Origin of the sequence: Pseudonocardia sp. D17, assembly GCF_036984265.1 — a bacterium.
In the GTDB taxonomy this organism is placed as follows: Bacteria; Actinomycetota; Actinomycetes; order Mycobacteriales; family Pseudonocardiaceae; genus Pseudonocardia; species Pseudonocardia benzenivorans.
In genome coordinates this window covers 153,919-175,284 of sequence record NZ_BPRG01000241.1, presented here as the reverse complement: position 1 = coordinate 175,284, position 21,366 = coordinate 153,919, and the positions used below count along the sequence as shown (strand labels likewise).

At 72.2% G+C, this 21,366-nt stretch carries 21 protein-coding genes; 4 read left to right on the top strand and 17 right to left on the bottom strand.

Features of this window, described 5'->3' with window-relative positions; genetic code table 11:
* Positions 1-86: 86 nt before the first annotated feature.
* Complete coding sequence (locus PSD17_RS34330; protein WP_339126301.1) at positions 87-836, top strand: glycerophosphodiester phosphodiesterase; 750 nt, start codon at positions 87-89, stop codon at positions 834-836.
* Here the strand turns inward: PSD17_RS34330 and PSD17_RS34325 are convergent, their stop codons facing one another.
* Positions 837-1,898 (bottom strand): NAD(P)/FAD-dependent oxidoreductase, encoded by a 1,062-nt coding sequence (locus PSD17_RS34325; protein ID WP_339126274.1) that lies wholly within the window; start codon positions 1,896-1,898, stop codon positions 837-839. It lies immediately after the preceding gene.
* Positions 1,899-2,033: 135 nt separating this feature from the next.
* Between PSD17_RS34325 and PSD17_RS34320 the strand changes: the two genes are divergently transcribed.
* The 3 genes from PSD17_RS34320 to PSD17_RS34310 all read left to right on the top strand — a co-directional run bounded on the left by PSD17_RS34320 (position 2,034) and on the right by PSD17_RS34310 (position 4,709).
* Positions 2,034-2,777 carry an alpha/beta hydrolase gene (locus PSD17_RS34320; RefSeq protein ID WP_339126273.1) on the top strand — a complete coding sequence of 248 codons (744 nt, stop codon included), beginning with the start codon at positions 2,034-2,036 and terminating at the stop codon, positions 2,775-2,777.
* A gap of 61 nt (positions 2,778-2,838) precedes the next feature.
* On the top strand, positions 2,839-3,630 hold the full coding sequence (locus PSD17_RS34315; RefSeq protein ID WP_339126272.1) for a hypothetical protein: 792 nt from the start codon (positions 2,839-2,841) through the stop codon (positions 3,628-3,630).
* A complete protein-coding gene (locus tag PSD17_RS34310; RefSeq protein ID WP_339126271.1) occupies positions 3,627-4,709 on the top strand; it encodes an NAD-dependent epimerase/dehydratase family protein in 1,083 nt (360 codons plus the stop codon). Before PSD17_RS34315 ends, PSD17_RS34310 begins: the two co-directional genes overlap by 4 nt.
* On the opposite strand, the gene PSD17_RS34305 is transcribed toward PSD17_RS34310, so the two are convergent.
* The 16 genes from PSD17_RS34305 to PSD17_RS34230 form a co-directional block, all read right to left on the bottom strand.
* The gene (locus tag PSD17_RS34305) at positions 4,678-5,607 is read right to left on the bottom strand and encodes an alpha/beta fold hydrolase (RefSeq protein WP_339126270.1); all 930 of its coding nucleotides are present in this window, start codon (positions 5,605-5,607) and stop codon (positions 4,678-4,680) included. The two genes, PSD17_RS34310 and PSD17_RS34305, sit on opposite strands and share 32 nt — an antisense overlap.
* A 3-nt stretch (positions 5,608-5,610) precedes the next feature.
* Positions 5,611-6,096, bottom strand: coding sequence for a phage holin family protein (locus PSD17_RS34300; protein WP_013672628.1), 486 nt, complete (start codon positions 6,094-6,096; stop codon positions 5,611-5,613).
* A gap of 232 nt (positions 6,097-6,328) precedes the next feature.
* The gene (nhaA, locus tag PSD17_RS34295) at positions 6,329-7,549 is read right to left on the bottom strand and encodes a Na+/H+ antiporter NhaA (protein ID WP_339126269.1); all 1,221 of its coding nucleotides are present in this window, start codon (positions 7,547-7,549) and stop codon (positions 6,329-6,331) included.
* Between the two features lie 85 nt (positions 7,550-7,634).
* Complete coding sequence (arfB, locus tag PSD17_RS34290; RefSeq protein ID WP_103380451.1) at positions 7,635-8,063, bottom strand: alternative ribosome rescue aminoacyl-tRNA hydrolase ArfB; 429 nt, start codon at positions 8,061-8,063, stop codon at positions 7,635-7,637.
* 30 nt (positions 8,064-8,093) lie between these two features.
* On the bottom strand, positions 8,094-9,188 hold the full coding sequence (locus PSD17_RS34285; protein WP_339126268.1) for a vWA domain-containing protein: 1,095 nt from the start codon (positions 9,186-9,188) through the stop codon (positions 8,094-8,096).
* A gap of 1 nt (position 9,189) precedes the next feature.
* Complete coding sequence (locus tag PSD17_RS34280) at positions 9,190-10,179, bottom strand: vWA domain-containing protein (protein WP_339126267.1); 990 nt, start codon at positions 10,177-10,179, stop codon at positions 9,190-9,192.
* Positions 10,180-10,187: 8 nt separating this feature from the next.
* Positions 10,188-11,078 carry a DUF58 domain-containing protein gene (locus tag PSD17_RS34275; protein ID WP_339126266.1) on the bottom strand — a complete coding sequence of 297 codons (891 nt, stop codon included), beginning with the start codon at positions 11,076-11,078 and terminating at the stop codon, positions 10,188-10,190.
* A complete protein-coding gene (locus PSD17_RS34270) occupies positions 11,075-12,067 on the bottom strand; it encodes an AAA family ATPase (protein ID WP_103380455.1) in 993 nt (330 codons plus the stop codon). Before PSD17_RS34270 ends, PSD17_RS34275 begins: the two co-directional genes overlap by 4 nt.
* 8 nt (positions 12,068-12,075) lie before the next feature.
* Positions 12,076-12,822, bottom strand: coding sequence for a S1C family serine protease (locus PSD17_RS34265; RefSeq protein WP_339126265.1), 747 nt, complete (start codon positions 12,820-12,822; stop codon positions 12,076-12,078).
* 214 nt (positions 12,823-13,036) lie between these two features.
* The gene (locus PSD17_RS34260) at positions 13,037-14,590 is read right to left on the bottom strand and encodes an ABC transporter substrate-binding protein (protein WP_339126264.1); all 1,554 of its coding nucleotides are present in this window, start codon (positions 14,588-14,590) and stop codon (positions 13,037-13,039) included.
* Between the two features lie 43 nt (positions 14,591-14,633).
* Positions 14,634-15,410 carry an SDR family NAD(P)-dependent oxidoreductase gene (locus tag PSD17_RS34255; RefSeq protein WP_339126263.1) on the bottom strand — a complete coding sequence of 259 codons (777 nt, stop codon included), beginning with the start codon at positions 15,408-15,410 and terminating at the stop codon, positions 14,634-14,636.
* A complete protein-coding gene (locus tag PSD17_RS34250; protein ID WP_339126262.1) occupies positions 15,397-16,290 on the bottom strand; it encodes a fumarylacetoacetate hydrolase family protein in 894 nt (297 codons plus the stop codon). The genes PSD17_RS34255 and PSD17_RS34250 overlap by 14 nt, the downstream gene beginning before the upstream one ends.
* Positions 16,291-16,297: 7 nt before the next feature.
* Entirely contained in the window at positions 16,298-17,380 is a 1,083-nt protein-coding gene (locus PSD17_RS34245; protein WP_339126261.1) for a mandelate racemase/muconate lactonizing enzyme family protein, read from the bottom strand.
* Entirely contained in the window at positions 17,377-18,432 is a 1,056-nt protein-coding gene (locus tag PSD17_RS34240; RefSeq protein WP_339126260.1) for an ABC transporter ATP-binding protein, read from the bottom strand. Before PSD17_RS34240 ends, PSD17_RS34245 begins: the two co-directional genes overlap by 4 nt.
* Positions 18,429-20,357 (bottom strand): dipeptide/oligopeptide/nickel ABC transporter permease/ATP-binding protein, encoded by a 1,929-nt coding sequence (locus PSD17_RS34235; protein ID WP_339126259.1) that lies wholly within the window; start codon positions 20,355-20,357, stop codon positions 18,429-18,431. Before PSD17_RS34235 ends, PSD17_RS34240 begins: the two co-directional genes overlap by 4 nt.
* Positions 20,354-21,355, bottom strand: a complete 1,002-nt coding sequence (locus PSD17_RS34230) for an ABC transporter permease (protein WP_339126258.1) — start codon at positions 21,353-21,355, stop codon at positions 20,354-20,356. Before PSD17_RS34230 ends, PSD17_RS34235 begins: the two co-directional genes overlap by 4 nt.
* Positions 21,356-21,366 lie beyond the last annotated feature (11 nt).

Genomic DNA, 21,366 nt, shown 5'->3' with positions numbered 1-21,366 from the left:
AGAGCCGTCCGACGTGTGCCGACTCCTCACCCTCGCGTCATCTCGATGCGGTGGCCCGGTCACACCGCGCTCCTAGCGTTCGAGCCATGATCAGCAACCCTCGACACGACCCGTGCCGGCCGGCGATCTCGGCACATCGCGGCGGTGTCGAGTCGGGGCGCGCGCAGACCTCGGACGCGTTCGCCGCGGCGATCCGGTTCGGCGTCGAGTACGTGGAGCTCGACGTGCGACGCTGTGCCGACGGCAGGCTGGTCACCCATCACGACGAACGGGTGACCGGCGGCGGCCCGAGGATCTCCGAGGTCAGCTACCCGGAGTTGGTCGCGGTCGCCGGTTTCGAGGTGCCGCTGCTGCGCGACGTCCTGCGCCTCGTGACGCCACATGCCATCGCGCAACTCGATCTCAAGGTGCCCGATGCCGCGGACGTCGTGGGCGAGGCGCTCGGCGTCTGCGGTCCCGAGCAGTTGATGATCAGCTCCGTGACGGAGACCACGCTGGCGGAAGTACGCGCGATCGAGCCGAAGGTCGCGACCGTCCTCTCGCTCGGCCAACGGATTCGCGGGGGCCTCGGGCGCCGATCGAGGCCGGACGCACGGGAGGACTGCTCCGTGCGTCGGATCGTCGGCGCGGGCTGTGACGCGATCGCGATCAATCACCGACTGGTCACGGGCACGCTGCTCCGCCGCTGCGCGGCCGCGGGCATCCTCGTGATGCTCTGGACGGTCAACGACCCTCGCAGACTCGCCCAACTGCTCGGGGATGCCCGGGTCGGCGTCGTGATCACCGACTTTCCCCGCGCCGCCATGGCGATCCGGGACCGTGCGTTCACCAGGTGATCACGGGGATGCGGGCTCACCGACGCCGGGCGGTGTCCCGCCGCTCAGTGCGGCCTCGGCGAGGGCACCGCCGAGCACGGGAGCGAGCTTGAAGAGATTGTCCCCGGCCATGGCGAGCACTGCCCCCCGGCGCGCGATGCGGTAGCCGTCGCCCCAGCCTGCCGCGACGTCGCAGTACAGCTCTTCCACCGCGACGGTGCCTACGCCCGTCAGGCACTGGCGCACGTACTGGGACGTGAGCCGACGCGACAGGTCGACGACGGCGTCCCGGCCCTTTTCCCAGGCCACCGCCTCATGCGCGAGGTGCGCCCCGACCGCCCAGCGGCCGGGCGCCGTGCGGTGCTGGTAGCTGGTGAAGTCCGGACGCCACGACTCGGTGCGGTCGATCAGGCACGGCGCGACCTGGCCCGTCGCGGGCTCGTCGCGGGTGAAGGTGAACCGGACGTGGTGACGCAGCGGAGCGCCGAGGTCGATGCCTGCGCTCGCGGCGAGCGACACGGTCCCCGCACCGGCGACGATCACCACCGAATCGGCATCGTAGCTGTTCAGTGCGGTGCGGACGCGCACCCCGCCGGGCGTCTCGCCGATCTCCGTCACCGTGCCGATGACGAGCGCGCCGCCGACCCGGTCGACGAGGTGGCGCCCGACGGCCTGCGCGTCGATCACTCCGCCGGAGGGGTCGACGAGCAGCGGCCCCGGCAACGATCTGACCGGAAGGCCGGGCGCACGGTCGGTGACGTCGAACGGGACGCCTGCCGCTGCCATCGCGGCGGACCACTCACCGACGTCGGGTCCCGCGACGACGGTCTGCTCGGAGCCGATCATGGGAGCGCCGGCGCGTTCCGCCCACTCGCCGTAGACCTCCATCGCTGCGGCTGCGAGGGCCACGAGCTCCGGATCGCCGTGCGCGAGCCGGAAGATGCGCGAAGCGCCACGTGACCGTTGGGACATCGGCGCATCGGCCTCGATGCACACGACGTCGGCGCCGCGGTCGCGCAGCGCGGCCGCCGTGGCCAGCCCGACCACTCCGGCGCCGATGACGACGATTCGCACAGGCGACACTCCGTTCCGGACTGATTCCGAGACACCTGGGCCAACCGGGTGAAAGCGGGATCAGCAGTGACATCAAATGCCCGACGACGCGGTAAAACGTATCGTTGCCAGGTTAACCCGAGGCGAACACGGGGTCGAATGCGCATGGCCGACAAGCCCCCAGAACGCCCCCCGATGCTGATCATTCCAGGAATCGGCGGACACCCCCGCTTCCACCGCCATCTGGTCGCCGGACTCGGTTCGATTCGAGCTGTCCACACCGCGAGTCACGTCGACTTCACGTCTCGACCGTGTTCTCGATGGTCGACCCACATCGACCACTGGCTACGCGAGTTGGAGGTCGCGCGATTCTCCTCCGCAGAACCGGTGGCAGTAGTGGGAATCTCCTTCGGCGCACACGTCGCGCTGGCTCTGGACGAGGCGGCATCCGCATCGATTTCTTCGCTCACGCTCGTGTCCTACCGACCACTTCCCACCATCGAGCGCCGACTTCTCCGCCTTGCCGCGCGTAGGCCCGACACCGTTGCGCGACTTGTCGGGCCGCTGTTCTTCACGCTCTCCGAGCGCCAGGTCACCGACGCCGCGGCGCTCAAGCGGGAGCGAGAACGGCTCTACGACGACCCCGGACTCGTCGCCCGCCGGCTCACCGCTCGACTCGTCGCGCTCGCAGATGCACCGCCGACGCCGGCAGGCCTCTCCGACCGCCTGACGCTCATTGCCGGTGACCGGGAACGAACGCTGCTCCGCCGCTATCGACGGGCGTCGTTGCCCGCGACGACCGTACCCGGGGACCACGGCATCTCCCTGAGAGACGTGCCGGCGCTCGTCGACGCCGTCACCATTGCGACAGGAGATGTGCGCCGAGTCGGTTCCGATCCGAGGATGTGAGTCGATGACACGCACGCGGACACGGTGGTATCGGCAGATTCCGTTCCCGGCCATTTCCGTGGTGATCTCTCTCGGGGTGGGCGTCGTCCTGTGGGCGACGAAGATCACTGGTGAGCTCGCTGCGATTCTCAGCGCCCTCGTCCTCGAACTCGTCATCGTCAGCCACCGGTTGCTGTACAACTCGGAGAAGGCCGCGGACCCGCTGCGCGGCCTGTTGCGGACCGCGGAGATCGACCGCGCACTCGACAGCGCACGCGAGATCATCAAATCGGGAAACCCTCACGCACGAGCGCTGCTCGACGGGACGGCCACTGCATTCGCAGAGCGGGTGACCGACCTCAACAGCGGCGGCGTCAACTGCTCGCCGTCGGAGTTCATGGAGTTCATGGAAGGGCTGCTCGCATCGGCGCGGACCGGCGACAAACTGTCGGCGACGAGCCACCTCGCGGGCGGTGAGTACTGGGCGCGCAAGTACGGCAGGCAGTACGAGGAACTGAACCGAGAGGCGCACGACAAGGGCCTCACGATCGAGCGCATATACATGCTGCGTGACGTCGCGCATCTCGAGCGGGTTCGCCCGATCCTCGACCGACAGTCGGAGTTCTCCGAGATTCGGATCGTCCTGCTCGACGGCCTCGACGAGAGCGTCTCGGCGCCGCGCCGCGACTTCTTCGTGTACGGCGACGACGTCGCCGCGGAGTTCCATTTCACCGAGCCGGACATGGTCGTCGACCACATCACGGTGACGACTCGGCGCGACGCTGTACGCGAGCGGGCCAAGGAGTACGTCCGGATACGGCGCGCCTTCTCCGAGCCGTATGCCACCGCACCGGCGAAGACACCCGACGCATGACGGCGCCACCCGATCTCGACGAATTCACCGGTCGCACCGTTCTCGTCACCGGCGGCGGCGGGTTTCTCGGGCGGACCGTCGTCCGGCGACTCCGGGACGTCTTTCCCGGGCGCGTCGTTTCGGTGCAGCGCCGACCGGAGCAGGCACCCGGCGGTCTTCACCTCGGAACCGCGACCCACGCCGACGTCGTGGCCGATCTGCGCGACGACGAATGGCACGACATCCTCGTCGAAGCCGACTACGTTCTGTGGCTCGCGGCATTGCGCGACCACGGAGCATCCCGCGAGATCGCCGAACGGGAGAACCTGGTTCCGCTGCGCCGCGCGGTGGACGTGATGCGGACCGGGAGACTCCGGCGCTTCGTCTTCGCGAGCACAATCTCCGCCGTCGACCAGGGCACCACGGGCCCACCACGACCGCTCACCGACGACACCATGCCGCAGCCCACAACCGGGTACGGCGCGGCCAAGTTGGCGTGCGAACGACTGCTCGCCGCCAGCGGCGTATCCCACACCGTCCTCCGGCTGCCGTTCCTCTACGGCCCCGGGTTCCGGGCCGACTCGTTCCTGGCCTTCTATCGACGCGTCGCGTCCACGCCCGTGCTCGGCGTGCTCCCGTTCACCGCCGACCTGAGCCTGCTCCACACCGGCGACGTCGCAGACCTCACGCTCCACGTCCTCGCGGAGCACAACCGTGAGCAGGCCGACGACGGGCCCTACCTGGTGGCCGACGGGCCGCCCCACGAGGTCGCAGACCTCGTGGGCCTGGTGGCCCGGCTCTGCGGTCGAACGGTTCGGCCGCTGCCACCGAGCGTGGGAAGGGCTGCCTCGCGGGTCGCACTCGCATCCCGTGCCATCCCGCTGCCTGCCGCGGTCGCCACGGCACCGCTGCCGCTCGCCTTACGGTACTGGAGCCACGCAGCCTTCACCCGTGGCTTCTTCACCGTGGATGCACGCCGATTCCATGCCGCTTTCCCGGGCTGCCGGTTCGTCGACGTCACGACCGGCATGGCAGCAGCCTTCGCAGGGGCCGCCGGCCGGAGGTACATCAGCGGAGGAAGTGCAGCAGCGCGGCCGTGACGGCATTCGGCTGTTCCTCGTGCGGGAAGTGGCCGACGCCGTCGAGCACGTGGGTGCGCAGTGCCGGACCGGCCCAGCGCGCGGATCCGCGCGCGGTCGAGGCGAGCAGGCAGGGGTCGTCGGCCCCGTGGACCTGCAGCACGGGGACGTCGGCGGGCCGGGCCACCGCGGCGGCGAAACGGCGGCCGTCGGCCCGCAGCTGGGAGCGCCACGCCCAGCGGTAGTACTCCATCGAGCAGTGCGCGACCGTCGTGATCCGGATCGCGGACCTGTTGTGCGCCACGGCCTGCGCGAAGTCGTCGGTGGCCGCCCACCCGGCGCCGGCCCACGCGCGCATCAGCCGTTCGACCCGCGCGCCGTCGTCGGCACGCAGGGATCGTTCGGGCAACCGCGGCAGCTGGAACCCCAGCGCGTAGGAGGCCGTCGCCCGGCCCTGGCCCGCCGGATCGCGCCAGACGGCACGGCGCAGCGCGAGCGGGTGCGGTGCGCCGACGGCGACGAGCCCGCGCACCTGCCGCGGGTGCAGGGCCGTGAGCGTCCAGCCGATCAGCCCGCCCCACCCGTGGCCGACGACGGTGGCGCGCTCCTCGCCGAGCGCCCGGATCAGTCCGGCGACGTCGCCTGCGAGCGTCCAGAGGTCGTAGCCGCGCGGCGGCTTGTCGGAGTCGCCGTATCCGCGCAGGTCGACGGCGACGACGCGGTACCCGGCCGCGGCGAGGTCCGGCAGCTGGTGGCGCCACGTCCACCAGGTCTCCGGGAAGCCGTGCAGCAACACGACGAGCGGGCCGGTGCCGCTCTCGGCGACGTGCAGCCTGATGCCGTTGGCCGAGACGTCACGGTGGGTCCACGGCCCCGGGACCCGGACGACCGACGGGTCCGGTCCCCGCCGTCTGGCCACCCGTCAGGTCAGCTCGGGGGTGTTCTCGCCCGGTCGCCCGCGGCTGCCGAGGACCTGCGCAGTGTCCTTGAGGCTCGAGATCGTCCGCTCCGGCTTGCGGATCCTGCGCACGCGCAGGTAGCCCAGCAGGGCGAAGAGGCCCGCGACGAGGATCATCAGGCCGAAGACGATGGCGAAGGCGGCCGCCCGGTTGAGCCAGATGGCGAGCAGCTCGGCGAGGGCGAAGAAGAAGAAGAACAGGCTGAACAGCACGATCGTCAGCGCGACGATGAAGAAGATGCTGCCCTGCACCCCCTTCTTGACCTCGGAGGTCACCTCCGCCTTGGCCAGCTCCACCTCGGAGCGGACCAGCGACGACAGGTGCGTCGTGACGTCCTTGACGAGGCCGCCGACCGACTGGTCCTCCGGCCGGACCGGGTCGGCGGACAGCGGGATCGAGGGCAGCACAGGCGGAACGTCCGTGCCGCCGGTGTTGGTCGGGCTGGCCACCGCGGGTCCCCTTCTTCTGTCCTGCTGGGTCAGTGTCGTGCTCGATCGATGTCGTGCGCGATCGATGTTGTGCTCGTCGTGCCGTGCTCGTGACCGATCGTCGGCGACGGCCATCGGGGCTCGGGGGCCCGGTGACCGGTCGTGATCGGGAACCCATCGTGCCACGCGCGCATGGGCGGTGCCCGTTCAGGCGCGCCCGTCATCCGGTCGTGACGAGACGGAGACGTGGCGCCTAGCCGGGAGGACGGGCTCGCTTGTGGACGCGGCCCCGCCGCGCGAGCATCGCGGCGGCGATCAACGCGGCGGCCGTGCTGGCGAGCAGCACCGCCGCCTTCGCGGCCTCGGCCGTCGCCGGCAGGTCGGCGAGCGAGAGCTCGGCGATCAGCAGGCTGACGGTGAAGCCCACCCCGCCGAGCATCGAGACGGCGAGCATGTCGCGGCGCCCGAGGCCGCGCGGCGCCGCGGCCGGCACCAGGCGGGTGACCAGCGTCGACACCCCGAAGATGCCGACGACCTTCCCGACGAGCAGGCCGGCCATCACCGAGAGCGGCACCGGATCGGTGACGACGGTGCGCAGCGCCTGCGCGCCCAGCGGGACCCCCGCGGCGAACAGCGCGAACAGGGGGACGCAGACGCCCGCCGACCACGGCTGCAACCGGTGCTCGAGCCGGATCGCCGGGGCGTGCTCCTCGCCGGGGTCGGGCCGCACCCGGGTCAGCAGGCCGAGCGCGACGCCGGCGATCGTGGCGTGCACCCCGGCCTCGTGCAGCGCCGCCCACATGACCAGCGCGAGGGGTACGTAGAGCCACCAGGCGCGCACCCTCCTGCGCTGCAGGAACCAGTAGGCCGCGGCGGCCGCCGCGGCGACGAGCAGGGCGACCGCGTCGATGCCGGCCGAGAACACGATCGCGATGACGAGGATCGCGCCCAGGTCGTCGGCGACCGCGAGGCCCAGCAGGAAGATGCGCGCCGTGGAGGGCCACGACGATCCGGCGAGCGCCAGCACCCCCAGCGCGAACGCGATGTCCGTCGCCACGGGGATGGCCCACGCCTGTTCCATCCCCGGCGCCCCGCGGCCGACGAGCAGCGCCACTCCCGCGGGCACGACCATCCCGCCGAGCGCGGCGGCGACCGGGAGCAGGGCCCGCCGCGTCGACGACAGCTCCCCCACGACCAGCTCGCGCTTGAGCTCCAGCCCGACGACGAAGAAGAAGACCGCGAGCAGGCCGTCGGTCGCCCACTGCGCGACGGTGAGGTCGAGGTGCAGGGCCGGGATGCCGATCCGGGTGTCGCGCACCGCGGTGTACGTGTCACGCCACGGCGAGTTCGCCCAGATCAGGGCGACGGCCGTGGCCGCGAGCAGGATGATCCCGCCGACGGTCTCGGTGCGCAGGTAGCGGGCGAGCTCGGAGACGGGCTCGCCGAGGCTGGCCTTCAGGCGGCGGACGATCACGGCGGTTCCGGCTCCGATCGGGTGGTTTGCGAGGTCGCGAACGACACGCCGACCAGACTTCCCGGCACACCGGGCACCACGATACCTACTCGTCGGGCCTGCCGCGGAGCTTCTTGATCGCACCGCGCCTCGTCTTGGCGTCGAGCCTGCGCCGCCTCGCCCCGGCCGACGGCTTGGTGGGGCGCCGCGTCGGCGGGTCGGGGGCCGACGCCTCGCGCAGCAGCGCCGCGAGCCGTTCCCTGGCGGCCTCGCGGTTGCGCAGCTGGCTGCGCCGTTCCGACGCGACGACCGTCACCACCCCGTCGACGAGCCGGTGCCCGAGCCGGCGCAGCGCGCGGTCGCGCAGATGCTCGGGAACGCCGGGTGCGGCGGCGAGGTCGTAGGACAGCTCGACGCGCGAGTCCGTCGTGTTCACGCCCTGCCCGCCGGGTCCGGAGGCGCGGGAGAAGCGCCAGTGCAGCTCGCGGCCGGGCACGACCCAGCCCCGGCGCACCACGAGATCGTCGTCGGACACCCGGCCAGCATGCCCTGCCGCCGGCGGCGGTCAGTCCGGGAAGGCCGTCCACCGGGCGGCGGCCCAGCCCGCGGCGAGCAGCGCCAGCGCCGCGAGCCCGACGAGGAACACGCTGATCTCGACGTCCCGGTGCTGGATGTCGACGGTGCGCGGCAGGTCGGCGAGCACGGTCTGCAGCCGGTCGGCGTCGGCGGCGGCGAAGTACCGGCCGCCGGTGGTGTCGGCGACCTGCTGCAACGATCCCTCGTCGGCGACGAGGTAGCCGCGCCCACCGCCGCCACCACCGCTGCCGCCGCTGCCGCCGCTGGGACCCGCGTAGCCGCCGAAGCCCCCGAACGCGCCGTCCGAGCTGCGCCCCAGCTGCGCGGCCGAACACACCATCGACGACGGCTCATCGGTGCCGAAGCCGATCGGGTACACGCGCACCCCGCGCTCGGCGGCCGTCTTCGCCGCGTCCTCCGGGGTGACGCCGGTGGTGTTGGCGCCGTCGGTGAGCAGCACGACGATCTCGGGCGCGTAGGTGCCGGGCGCCCGCGGTGGCGGCGGCACCGTGCCGGGGGCGGGATCGGACGGCGCGACATCGGGGTCGATCTCGGAGATCGCGTCGACGGACTTGAGGATCGCGGAGCCGATCGTCGTGCCGCGGCCGGTCGTGAGGCCGTCGAGCGCCCGGGTGATCGCGTCGCGGTCGGTCGTGGGTGCCACGGCGAGCTCCGCGAACCCGGAGAACACGACGAGCCCGATGCGGGTGCCGGAGTCCTGCTCCTCGACGAAGCGGCGGACCGCCTCCTGCGCCGCGGCCAGCCGGTTCGGTACGACGTCGGTCGAGCACATCGAGCCCGAGACGTCGAGCGCGACGATGACGGCCGACTGCGACACCGGCACGTCGACCCCGACGGTCGGCCGCGCGGCCCCCAGGCCGAGGAACGCGAGCGCGGCCAGCACGAGGGCCGGCGCCGCGTGCCGTTTCCAGCCCGCCCGGCGCGGCGCGGCGGCCCGCACGAGCGCGAGGCTGGAGTAGCGGACCGCCTGGCGGCGCCGCCTGCGCAGCTGCCACAGGTACAGCGCGAGCAGGAGCGGGACGAGCAGGAGCGTCGTCAGCAACCAGGGCCACTGCAGACCCACGTCACACCACCCGCCCGGTCCAGGCCAGCGACAGCCCCGCGCCGGCGACCGCGAGGAGCACGGCGGCGAGCGCGAACAGCGCGGTCACCTCGATGTGCTCGGCCTGCACCGTCCACTCCAGCTCGACGGCGTCGTACACCGCGGCGAGCGCGGCCGGGTCGGACGCGGCGAAGTACCTGCCGTCGGTCCGGTCGGCGACCTGCTGCAGCAGCGGCTCGTCGAGCCTCGTCGCGATCTGGAAGCCGTCGATCTGCAGCACCGTGCCCGCGGGGCTGCCCAGCCCGATCGGGTAGACCTTCACCCCGGCCGTCGAGGCGATGTCGGCGACCTGCAGCGGATCGGGCTGCGCCGTGTTCTCCCCGTCGGTGAGCAGCACGACGGCCGCGGACCCGTGGTAGCCCAGGTCCGGGCCGGACGGCTCGGGGCCGCCGCCCGGGTCCGACCCGGGCACGACGACCGGTTTGCCGACGATCGCGCCGAGCGCCGTCTGCAGGCCGCCGCCGAGCGCGGTCCCGCCCTGCGGGCTCAGCCGGCCGATCGCGGCGACGACGCTCGCGCGGTCGGACGTCGGCTGCTGGGTGACCAGGCCCGTGGCCCCGAAGGCGACGATCCCGATGCGCACCGCCGCGGGCTGCCGTTGCACGAACCCGCGCGCCGCCGCCTTCGCGGCCTCGAGCCGGGTCGGCGCGATGTCGGTGGCGGCCATGCTCCCCGACACGTCGAAGGCGAGCACGACGGTGCCCTCCCGGCGCGGCTGCGGCACCGTCGCCTCGGGACGGGCGAACCCGACCAGCAGCACGACGAGGGCGAGCAGGAACAGCAGGACGGGGACCCGGCGTCGCCACGGCGACCGCGGCGCGGGCGCGACGAGCCCGACCTCGGCCAGCGCCGCCCGCCGCGACGCCCGCGCCTGCTGCTGCCGCAGGTACGCGACGACGACGAGCGGCACGAGCAGCAGCCCGAGCAGCGCCCACGGCCAGGCGAAGGTCATCCCCGACATCAGCGTCGCCGCCTGCGCAGCTGGGCGATCCGGAACATCGCGCGGACGAGGTCCTCGTCGGTGCCGACGGTGTGCAGGTCCAGGCCGGCCGAGCGCAGGTCGGCGGCCAGCGCGGCCTGCCGTTGCTCGGCGACGGCGCGCAGCCGGGCCTGGAACTCCGCGTCTCCGGTGTCGACGAGGATGACCTCACCGGTCTCGGCGTCCTCGACGTAGACCATCCCGGCTGCGGGCAGCTCGAACTCGCGCGGGTCGACGACCTGCACGGCCACCACGTCGTGGCGCCGGGCGAGCAGGCCGAGCGGGCGCTGCCAGCCGTCGTCGGCGAGGAAGTCGGAGACGACGACGACCAGGCTCCGCCGCCGCAGGATCCCAGTCGCGGCCCGCAGCGCGCCCGCCAGGTCGGTCCCGCCCGGTGCGCCGTCGTGCGGCCGCAGCAGCCGGGACAGGATGCGCAGCACCTGGTTGCGCCCGCTCCCCGGTGGGATCGTCGCGCGCAACGTGCTGTCGAAGAGCAGGGCGCCGACTCGGTTCCCGCCGCGCGAGAGCAGCTGCGCGAGGACCGTCGCCACCTCGGTGAGCACGAGGTGCTTGCGCCGCTCGATCGGCCCGAACTCCATCGAGGCCGAGCCGTCGAGCACCAACCAGGCGGTGACCTCGCGGTCCTCCAGGTACTCGCGGACGTGCGTCACGTCGGTGCGGGCGGTGACGTTCCAGTCGATGTGGCGCAGGTCGTCGCCGAGCTGGTACTCGCGCAGGTCGGCGACGTCGATCCCGGTGCCGCGGAAGGCGGTCCGATGGTCACCCTGCAGCCGCCCGTCGAGCCGGCGCAGCACCCGCCACTCCAGCCTGCGCAGCACGCGCTCGGGGGTGAGCGGGCGGGGGCTCGTCACGGCGCCGGGGCCGTGCGCCGCACGGGCTCGACCTCCGGCTGCTCGACGGCGGCCAGTACCCGGTCGAGCAGGTCGTCCGCGGAGACGTCGTCGGCCAGCGCCTCGTAGGAGAGCACGATGCGGTGGCGCAGCACGTCGCGCGCGAGCTCCCGGACGTCGCCGGGCAGCGCGTAGTCACGCCCGCGCAGGAACGCCAGCGCCTTCGCCCCCAGCACCATGTTGATCGACGCCCGCGGGCTCGCGCCGAAGGAGACGTAGCGCGCGAGCTCACCGAGTCCGGCTGCGGACAGGTCGCGGGTGGCCGCGGCGAGCGTCACCGCGTACTCGATGATCTGCGGGTCGACGTAGACGGCCTCGGTCGCGCGCTGGTGCGCGCGCAGCGTGTCCAGATCGAGCACCGAAGTGGTGGACACGGGCGGCGTCGTCATCCGCTCGACGACGACGAACTCCTCCGTCGCGCTCGGGTAACCGACGAGGACCTTGAGCATGAAGCGGTCGAGCTGGGCCTCCGGCAGCGGGTAGGTGCCCTCGGACTCGATCGGGTTCTGGGTGGCCATCACGAGGAACGGGTCGGGAGCGGGGAAGCTCTCCCGTCCGATGGTGACCTGTCGTTCCTGCATGACCTCCAGCAGCGCGCTCTGCACCTTGGCCGGAGCGCGGTTGATCTCGTCGGCGAGCAGCAGGTTGGTGAACACCGGCCCGAACGAGACCTCGAACCCGCCCTCGCGCTGGTTGAAGATCCGGGTGCCGACGACGTCGGCCGGCACCAGGTCGGACGTGAACTGGATCCGCTGGAACTCCCCGCCGACGGCGTTGGCCAGCGCCTTGACCGCCATCGTCTTGGCGAGGCCCGGGACGCCCTCGACGAGCAGGTGGCCGCGGGCGAGCAGCGCGACGAGCATGCGTTCGAGCAGCGCGTCCTGCCCGACGATGGTCTTCTTGACCTCGTAGAGCGTCTGCTCCAGCGGCCCGCTCGTCTCCTCCGGCACGGCTCCCCCTATTGCTGCGGTCCGCCGGCGCCCCCGGCGGCGGTGGCGATCGGGACGGCGAACCCGATCCCGACGAAGAAGTCCTGGTCGGACGGGTTGGCGAGCCCGGTGACGATGCCGACGACCTGCCCCGCCCGGTTCACCAGCGGCCCCCCGCTGTTGCCCGGGTTGACCGCGGCGTCGAACTGGATGAGGTTCGTCAGCGTGACCCCGCCGGGTGCGGTGATCGTCCGGCCGAGCGCGGAGACCACACCCGCGGACAGACTGTCCTGGAGACCGAGCGGGTTCCCCACGGCGAACACGGTCTCGCCGACGTCGGGCGTCCCCGCGAGCACCGCGGGCACGATCACCTGCGGGAGCTGGGCCACCGCCAGCACAGCGATGTCGTTCTCGGGCTGGGCCGACGCGACCGCGGCGTCGGACTTCGTGCCGTCGGCGAACGTGACCTGCACGCGCGAGGCCCCCTCGACGACGTGCAGGGCCGTCAGCACCTGGCCCTTCGCGGAGACGACGACGCCGGTGCCCAGCAGGCCCTCGACGGACGCCGGGCCCGGCCGCTCGGAGGTCACGACGACCAGCGACGGGCCGATGGTCCGGTAGGCGATCGAGGCGTCGGCGGGCGCGGCGGCGGCGTCCTGCTGGGCCTTGGTGAGCCCGTTCTGCACGGCCTGGTCGACGTCGGCCCTGGTCAGCGGCGGTGGCCCGGCCGGGACGAGCCACCAGGCCAGCAGCGCGGCCACGACGACGAGCACCACTGCCGCACCCGCGTACCACCAGCGCCGACGTGATGATCTTCCAGCCGTGGGCGTGGGTGTGTCGTCGATCGGGGTCGGGGGCTCGACCGGCGGCACTTCACACAGGGTACGCGGCGGATCCCCTGGTGGATGCGACGTTCGGGCGACGTCCGGGCGCTCCGGGACAGCGGTCCGGACCGGCGGGGAGATCTCCCGCCGGCCCGGAACCCGGCCGTCACCTGTCCTCGTACACCTGCATCTGGTCGTAGCGCAGGTTCCAGCCGAACGAGTCCACGCCCGGCTCCCACTTGATCCGCGGCGACAGGCCGAAGATCGTCTTGTAGTCGAAGAGGTAGATGTATGCGGCCTCGTCGCACGCCCGCTGCAGCAGCCGGTCGTAGACGGGCTGGGCGGCCTGCTGGTCCGCGGCCGAGGTGGCCTCGGTGATCAGCGTGTCGACCTCGGGGTCGTTGAACGCGCTGGGCGGGCCCGACGACGAGTAGTAGTTCTGCAGCGCCCGGTCGACGTGCGAGCGGCTGTCGACCATGCCCGCGAACGTCATCGGCGGCGCGTTGTTCTGCGACTTGATGAGCTGCGCGGAGTACACCGAGAACGGCGACAGGTACTGCAGGTTGATCTTCAGGCCGATGCTGTTGAGGCTCTGTGCGACGATCTCGGCCACGGCCCGGTCCTCGGTGAACGCGCCGGACGAGCTGATCATCTCGATCGTGCGGCCGTTCGCGCCCGCCTCGGCGACGAGCTGCTTCGCCTTCTCCGGGTCGTAGGTGTAGGGCATCTTGACGTTCGAGCTGGTGCCGCCGGTGCCCATCGGCAACGGCGTGCACTGGGACGCCGACGCGTACTGCTCGCCGAAGACCTGCTTGACGATGGCGTCGCGGTCGACGGCGTAGTTCATCGCCTGCCGCAGCTTGACGTCCTCGGTGCCGCCGGTGAGCGTGTTGAGCCGGACGAACGCCGACCACGCCGGCTTCGAGGTCGCGACGACGTTCTGCAGACCCTTCGCCTCCAGCGGCGTGATCTCCGGGACCACGTCGACCTCGCCGGCGCTGATCGCCTGCACGCGGGTGCCCGCGTCCGGGATGAACCGCACCTCGACGTTCGTGACCTGCGGCTTCTCGCCGCGGTACTTCTCGTTGTAGGTGATCTTCGTACCGGTGCCCGGGGTGTAGCTGACGACCTTGTACGGCCCGGTGCCGATGATCTGGTCGGGCTTGGTCGGGTCGGTCGTCGTCGGCCGGTACATGGCCGTCGTCATGAGCCGGTTGGCCAGCAGCGGCGACGCCGTCTTCGTCTTGACGCGGACGGTCGTGTCGTCGATCTTCTCCGCACCCGCGATCGTCGAGACGTCGGCGAGCTGGGTGGCGATCGCCGGGCTGACGACGCGGTTGATCGAGAAGACGGCCGAGTCGGCGTTGAACGGGGTGCCGTCGCTGAACGTCACACCCGTCTTGAGCTTGATGTCGTAGGTCGTGTCGTCGACGCGGGTGGGCTGGCCGTCCGCGAGCAGCGGCACGATCTGGCCGGACTTGTCGGCGATGTAGAGCGTCTCGTAGACCTCGCCGAGGGACAGCCGGCCACCATTGTCGACGTTCTTGTGGAAGTCGACCTGCGCGGGCTCCACCCCCGCGACGACGATCGACTGGTCCGGGCCGGCGAGCGACCCCTGCGGGCTGCTCGTCGTCCCCGCGCCGGAGCCCCCGCCCCCGCCGCACCCCGCGGCCACCAGCGCGGCCGCCAGGACCGCGGTCAGTACGACTTTGCGTCTCACCAGTAACACCTCTCCGTTGGGGCGTTGATCGAGGAAGTGCCGGTCATGACGCCGGCAGGTCGTATCCCGAGTGCATGGCCTCGCCGCCACCGTCGACGGTGACGGCCTGGCCGGTGACGAACCCCGCGTCGTCGGACAAGAGGAACAGCGCGACCGCCGCCTGCTCGGTGGGGTCGCAGGCCCGGCCCAGCGGGATGCGCGCGATGCGACGCGCGTGCCGGTCCGGGTGCATGCGGGCGAACTCCGCCGTCATCTCGGTCATCGTCGGTCCGGGGCACAGCGCGTTGACCCGGATCGAGTGGCGGGCCCAGTCGGTCGAGAGCGACCGCGTGATGCCGATGACCGCGTGCTTGGTGACGACGTAGGAGAACGCGTTGGGCACGGCCCGGAAGCCGGCCGTCGAGGCGACGTTGAGGATCGCTCCCCCGCGCTGCCCGATCAGGGTGGGCGCGGCGGCGCGCACCAGGTGGACGATGCCGTCGACGTTGACGCCCATGTCCCGCCGGTACGCCTCGGTGGTGATGGCGTCGGCCGACGCCGAGGTGAACACCCCGGCGACGTTGGCGATCAGGTGCAGCCCGCCGGCGTCGAGCGCGGCGGCGACGAGCGCGTCCGACGTCGCCGGGTCGGCGATGTCGCCCGGCGAGGCGATGATCGACGGGTCCTTGGCGACGGTCTCGGCGAGCGCGCCGGCGGTGACGTCGTTGGCGACGACGGTGGCGCCCTCGGCCGACAGCCCGAGCGCGACGGCCGCGCCGATCCCCCGCCCGGCGCCGGTGACGATCGCGACACGACCCGCGAACCGGTCAGACGACGGCACGGTCGGCCTCCTTCCATACGGGCGCGGGCGAGCCCGCGACGAACCGGTTGCGCATCTCACCGATGCCCTCGACCTCGGTGACGAGCTCGTCGCCCGGGCCGAGCAGGAGCTTGGGGTCGCGCGTCCAGCCGATGCCCGCGGGCGTCCCGGTGAAGACCAGGTCGCCTGGCAGCAGCGGCAGGAACCCGGACAGGTACGAGATCAGCTCGGCGACGCCGAAGACCATGTCCGACGTGCGGCCCGACTGGACCTCGACGCCGTTGAGGACGGTGCGCAGGCCGATGTCGTCGGGGTCCGCGAACTCGTCGGGTGTCACGAGCGCCGGCCCGATGGGCGAGAAGCCGGTGTGGGACTTGGCGAGGTTGTGCTGCTGCGGCGCCGGGCCGTGGATCTGCAGCTCCCGCTCGGACAGGTCCTGCCCGGCGGTGAGGCCCGCGACGTGCGCCCAGGCCCGGTCGGGGGTGATCTTGTGCGTCCACCGCCCGACGACGACGACGAGCTCCACCTCGTAGTCGACCGAGCCGGGCGGCACCTCGATGTCGTCGTGGGGGCCGGTGACCGAGGCCGGGAACTTGGTGAACACCATCGGCTGCTCGGGCAGCGCCGAGCCACCCTCGGCGACGTGCGCGAGGTAGTTGAGGCCGATCGCGAAGACCTGGGAGGGCCGCGGAACGGGCGGGCCGAGCAGGTCGTCGTCGACGGCGACGACGGGATGTGCTCCTCTTTCGACGGTGGACGCCCAGGCACGGAAGTCGTCCCAGCGCTCGTAGACCGACGCGAACCCGGGCCCGAACCGGCCGTCGGAGGCGGTGGCGACGTCGACGGCGCCACCGCCGGCGACGGCCAGGGCCGGTCGCCCGGCGAGGTTCAGCAGACGCATCGCGGCCTCACATCAGGTTCGCGGCGACGCGCTCGGCATCGAGCTCGAGGCCGTGACCCGGTCGGTCGGCGGGGACGGTGAGGATCCCGTCGCGGGGCTCGGGACGCCACCGGTAGGGCAGGTCGTCGTAGATCGACAGGTGCTCCAGCACGGACGCGTTGGGCACCGCGCACATCAGGTGCAGGTGCACGACGTCGAACGCGTGCGGTGCGACGGGCAGGTTGAACGCCTCGGCGAGCTTGGCGATCTTCAGCCACGGCGTGACGCCTCCGACGCGACCCACGTCGGCCTGCACGATGTCGATCGCCCCCGCGGCCATGAGCGACCGGAACGCGAACAGGTGGTACTCGAACTCGCCGGCGGCCAGCGGGATACTCGTCCGGGCGGCGACGGCGGCCAGGCCCTCGCGGTCGGCCGCGTGCACCGGCTCCTCGAGCCAGCCGATCCGCAGGTCCTCCAGCCGCCGTGCGACGTCGACGGCCTGCTTCGCCCGGTAGGACCCGTTGGCGTCGACGTAGATCTCGACGTCCTCCCCGACCGCCCTGCGCACGGCGGCGACCCGACGCACGTCCTCGCGGTCGTCGCGGCCGGCGTCGAGACCGATCTTCATCTTGATCCGCGGGATGCCGCGCTCGACGAACCCGGTGGCCTCCTCGACAAGCTCGTCGACCGAGTAGTTGAGGAAGCCGCCGCTGCCGTAGACGGGCACGGACTCGCGGCACGCGCCGAGCAGCTTGTACAGGGGCAGCCCGAGGGCGCGGGCCTTGAGGTCCCACAGCGCGATGTCGATGCCCGCCAACGCGTTGAACACCAGTCCCTGGTGGCCGAGCGTGTGCACGGCGTCGTACATGTCCTGCCAGATGCCTTCGGTGTCGAAGGGATCGCGGCCGAGCACGACGGGCAGCAGGCGCTGCTCGAGGATCTCGCGGGTCTCCGGATGGTTGTAGGTGAAGCCCAGCCCGCTCGGGCCGTCGTCGGTCTCGACGTGGACGTACATCTCGCCGACGTGGGAGAGGCCGCCGGTCGCCCAGCGCGCGGGTTTGCGCATCGGCACGTGCACCAGCGTCGACGTGACGTTCTGGATCTTCACGGGTGTCCTTCCGGGGCTCGGTCGAGCGTGTGGGCGGCCGGCAGGGCCGCGACCTCGTCGGCCCGCCAGCAGGCGGTGAGGTGGCCGTCGCCGCGGTCGGCGAGCGGGGGCGCCTCCACCCGGCACCTGTCGACGACCAGCGGGCAGCGGGAGTGGAACGGGCAGCCGGCGGGCGGGTCGAGCACGCTGGGCACGTCCCCGGTGAGCACGACTCGCTCGCGGGCACGTTCGGCGACCGGGTCGGCGACGGGCGCGGCCGAGAGCAACGCGACCGAGTACGGGTGCCGCGGAGCGGTGAAGATCGACCCGGTCGGTCCGGTCTCCACGATCCGGCCCGCATACATGATCATCACGCGGTGCGCGACGTTGCGCACCACCGCGAGGTCGTGGGAGATGAACAGGTACGCGAGGCCATGGGTGCGCTGCAGCTCGACCAGCAGGTTGATGATCTGTGCCTTGATCGAGACGTCGAGGGCGCTGACCACCTCGTCCGCGACCAACAGCTTGGGACGCAGCGCCAGCGCCCGCGCGATCGCGATCCGCTGCCGCTCCCCACCGGAGAACGCGTTGGGATGGCGCTGCGCGGCGTCGCGGGGGAGCCCGCACATCTCCAGCAGGTCGCCGACCTCGGCGTCGAGCGCCGGACCGGGCTTCGCGCGGCCGTGCACGAGCAGCGGCTCGGCGACCAGGTCGCGCACCCGCATCCGTGGGTTCAGCGACGCGTACGGGTCCTGGAACACCAGCTGCATGTCCGACCGCAGCCTGCGCAGCTCACGGCCCTTCACGCCGGTGATGTCGCGGCCCTCGAAGGAGATCGTGCCCTCGGCGGGGGTGTAGCGGCGGATCAGCGCGAACCCGGTCGTCGACTTGCCCGAGCCGGACTCCCCGACGAGTGCGACGGTCTCGCCGCGCCCGATCGTGAACGACACCCCGCGCACGGCGTGCACGACGCCCTGCGACACCGGGAACCGGACGTGGAGGTCGTCGACCACGACGAGCTCTTGCGGAGAGGTCACGTCCTTGGTGATCGGCTGCTGCACGGACCGGGTCACTGCTCCTCCCAGGGGTGCCAGCACGCGAAGCGGCCGAGGGCGTCGGTCGTCGTCTCCGGGACGTCGGTGCGGCACGTCTCCGTCGCGTGCGCGCAGCGCGGCGCGAACGCGCAGCCGGGCAGGACGTCGCGCCGGCCCGGCGGGTAGCCGGGAATCGTCGGCAGCCGGCCGCGGTGGTCCTCGAGCCGCGGGACGGCCCGCAGCAGGGCCTCGGTGTAGCGGTGGCGCGGCCGGGCGAACAGGTCGAACGTGCCCGCCTCCTCCACGATCCGGCCGCCGTACATGACGATCACGCGGTCGGAGATCCGCGCGACGACGCCGAGGTCGTGGGTGATCAGCAGCAGCGCGACGCCGAGCCGCTCCTGCAGGTCGGTCACCAGGTCGAGGATCTGGGCCTGGATGGTGGCGTCGAGTGCCGTCGTGGGCTCGTCGGCGATGAGCAGGGCGGGCTCGGGCGCGAGCGCGGCCGCGATCAGCACGCGCTGGCGCAGGCCTCCGGAGAGCTCGTGCGGGAGCTGGCGCAGCCGTTCGCGCGGCGAGGGGATGCCGACCATCGCGAACAGCTCCGCCGCCCGGTCCAACGCGTCCTTCATCGGCATGCCCTTGTGCTTCACCAGCACCTCGGCCACCTGCCGGCCGATGGGCACGAGCGGGTTGAGGCTCGTCATCGGGTCCTGGAAGACCATGCCGATCTCGTTGCCCCGCAACGTCCGCAGTCGTTCCGCCGTGAGCGGCTCGCCACGCCACGTCATGCGCGCGTGCTCCACACGGCCGGGCGGGCCGATCAGGTCCATGAGCGCGAGGCCGGTCGTCGACTTGCCCGAGCCCGACTCGCCGACGATCGCGACGGTCTCGCCGGGCGCGATCGAGAAGGACCCGTGGCGGACGGCGTCGACCTCACCGGTCATGGTGTGGAAGCGGACGTCGAGGTCCTCGACCTCGAGCAGGTTCTTGCCTCCCACCCGCACGGTGCTCGTGGTGCTCAGACCGGCGGCCGGGAGCGTGCGGAACAGCCGGCGCGCGAAGCGGCGCTCCCGCTGCTGCGGATCGGTCTGCACCCGCAGCCAGTTGGCGACGAGGTTGACCGCCAGCACCGTCAGCGCCAGCGCGACGCCGGGGAACACGATCGGCCACCACGCCTGCCGGACCGCGCCCTGGTTCTCGGCGATCATCAGGCCCCAGCTCGCGTGCGGCGGCTGCAGTCCGAGGCCCAGGTACGACAACGACGCCTCCGCCAGTACCACGCGGGCCAGCTCCAGGATCGCCTGCGCGAGAAGGGGCGCGTACAGGTTGGGCAGCAGGTGGCGCACCAGGATCCGCGGCAGCGGGCAGCCGACGAGCTCTGCCGACTGCACCGCGGGCGTCTGCCGCAGCTGCAGCACCATGCTGCGGACCAGCCGGGCGTGGATCATCCAGCCGTACAACGACAGCACGCCGATGATCACGCCGACGCTGGGTCCGACGAACGCGACCACGAGCAACACCAGCAGCAGGCCGGGGAAGGCGAGCTGGGCGTCGGCGACGCGCATGATCACGGTGTCGACCCAGCCGCCGCGGTAACCCGCGAGCAGCCCGAGCGCGACCCCGACGACCCCGGAGATGATCACGACGGACACGCCGATGAACAGCGTCATCTGCGCCCCGGCGACGACCCGCGACAGCACGTCGCGGCCCAGGCCGTCGGCACCCAGGACGTGTTCCCAGGTGCCGCCCGCGAACACGGGTGGGGCGTAGCGGGCGAAGAGGTCGGTGGCATTGGGGTCGTCGGGCTCGAGCAGCGGCCCGAAGATCGCGAGGACCGCCAGGACGCCGAGGATGACCGCGCCCCCGAAGGCCATCCGGTCCTGGCGCAGCGAGCGCCACCAGCCGGTCGCCGGCCTGCGCGGCACCGCCGTCGTGGCGACGGGACTCTCGGTCGCGGTCATCGGAGCTCGATCCTCGGGTCGATGGCCCGGTACACCAGGTCCGTCAGCAGGTTCCAGAGCACGACGACCACCGCGATCACGAAGACGATGCCCTGCACGAGCGTGAGGTCCTGACGCTGGAGGGCCTGGATGGCAAGCGCCCCGACGCCCGGCCAGGCGAACACCGTCTCGACGATCACCGAGTAGCCCGCCAGGGCGTAGACGGTCTCGAAGCTGATGATCGTCGTCACCGGGACCATGACGTTGCGCAGGGCGTGCCGGAACACGACGTAGCCGCCCCCGAGCCCCTTGGCCCGCGCCACGAGGATGTGCTGGCTGGCGAGCTCGTCGATCATCGTCGTGCGGGTGATCTGGGCGATGCGGCCCATGCTCGGCAGGCCGAGCGTGATCGCGGGCAGGATGATGTGCTCGATCCCGCCCTGGCCCGACGTCGGGAGCCAGCCGAGCGTCACCGCGAACAGCAGGATCAGCATGGCGCCCAACCAGAACTGGGGCAGCGAGAGCCCGAGCAGTGCGAAGGCGGCCGTGGCCTGGTCGGCGTTGCTCCCGGGCCGCAGCGCGGCCGCGATGCCCAGCGGGATGCCCGCCAGTACCGCGAACAGGATCGCGACGACGACGAGCAGCACCGTGTTGGGCAGGAACGTCGCGATCAGGCCCGAGACGGGCACGTTCTGCCAGTAGGAGATGCCGAAGTCGAGCGCGGCGAGGTCGCGGACGTAGTCGACGAACTGGGTGAGCAGCGGCTGGTCGAGTCCCAGGCTCGCGCGCACGGCCTCGTACTGCTCCTGGGTGGCCTCCGGGCCGGCGAGCGTCCGCGCCGGGTCCGACGCCACCCGCGTCACCACGAACACCGTCACCGCCACGAGGACGATGACCAGCACGCCGGACCCGAGGCGGCGCAGCACGTAGCGGCCGAACGGATGGCCGCGCTTCGCCGCCGGCCGGCCGGGCGGGGCGGGCGCGGCCGGCTCGGTGCCGACCTGGTCGATCACGCTCATCGTCTCGTCAC

What these genes read in the sequence shown, in the direction of transcription:
- PSD17_RS34230 (WP_339126258.1), bottom strand. Translation starts at nt 21,355, where the DNA reads ATGAGCGTGATCGACCAGGTCGGCACCGAGCCGGCCGCGCCCGCCCCG.
- PSD17_RS34310 (WP_339126271.1), top strand. Translation starts at nt 3,627, where the DNA reads ATGACGGCGCCACCCGATCTCGACGAATTCACCGGTCGCACCGTTCTC.
- PSD17_RS34320 (WP_339126273.1), top strand. Translation starts at nt 2,034, where the DNA reads ATGGCCGACAAGCCCCCAGAACGCCCCCCGATGCTGATCATTCCAGGA.
- PSD17_RS34250 (WP_339126262.1), bottom strand. Translation starts at nt 16,290, where the DNA reads ATGCGTCTGCTGAACCTCGCCGGGCGACCGGCCCTGGCCGTCGCCGGC.
- PSD17_RS34235 (WP_339126259.1), bottom strand. Translation starts at nt 20,357, where the DNA reads ATGACCGCGACCGAGAGTCCCGTCGCCACGACGGCGGTGCCGCGCAGG.
- PSD17_RS34330 (WP_339126301.1), top strand. Translation starts at nt 87, where the DNA reads ATGATCAGCAACCCTCGACACGACCCGTGCCGGCCGGCGATCTCGGCA.
- PSD17_RS34280 (WP_339126267.1), bottom strand. Translation starts at nt 10,179, where the DNA reads ATGACCTTCGCCTGGCCGTGGGCGCTGCTCGGGCTGCTGCTCGTGCCG.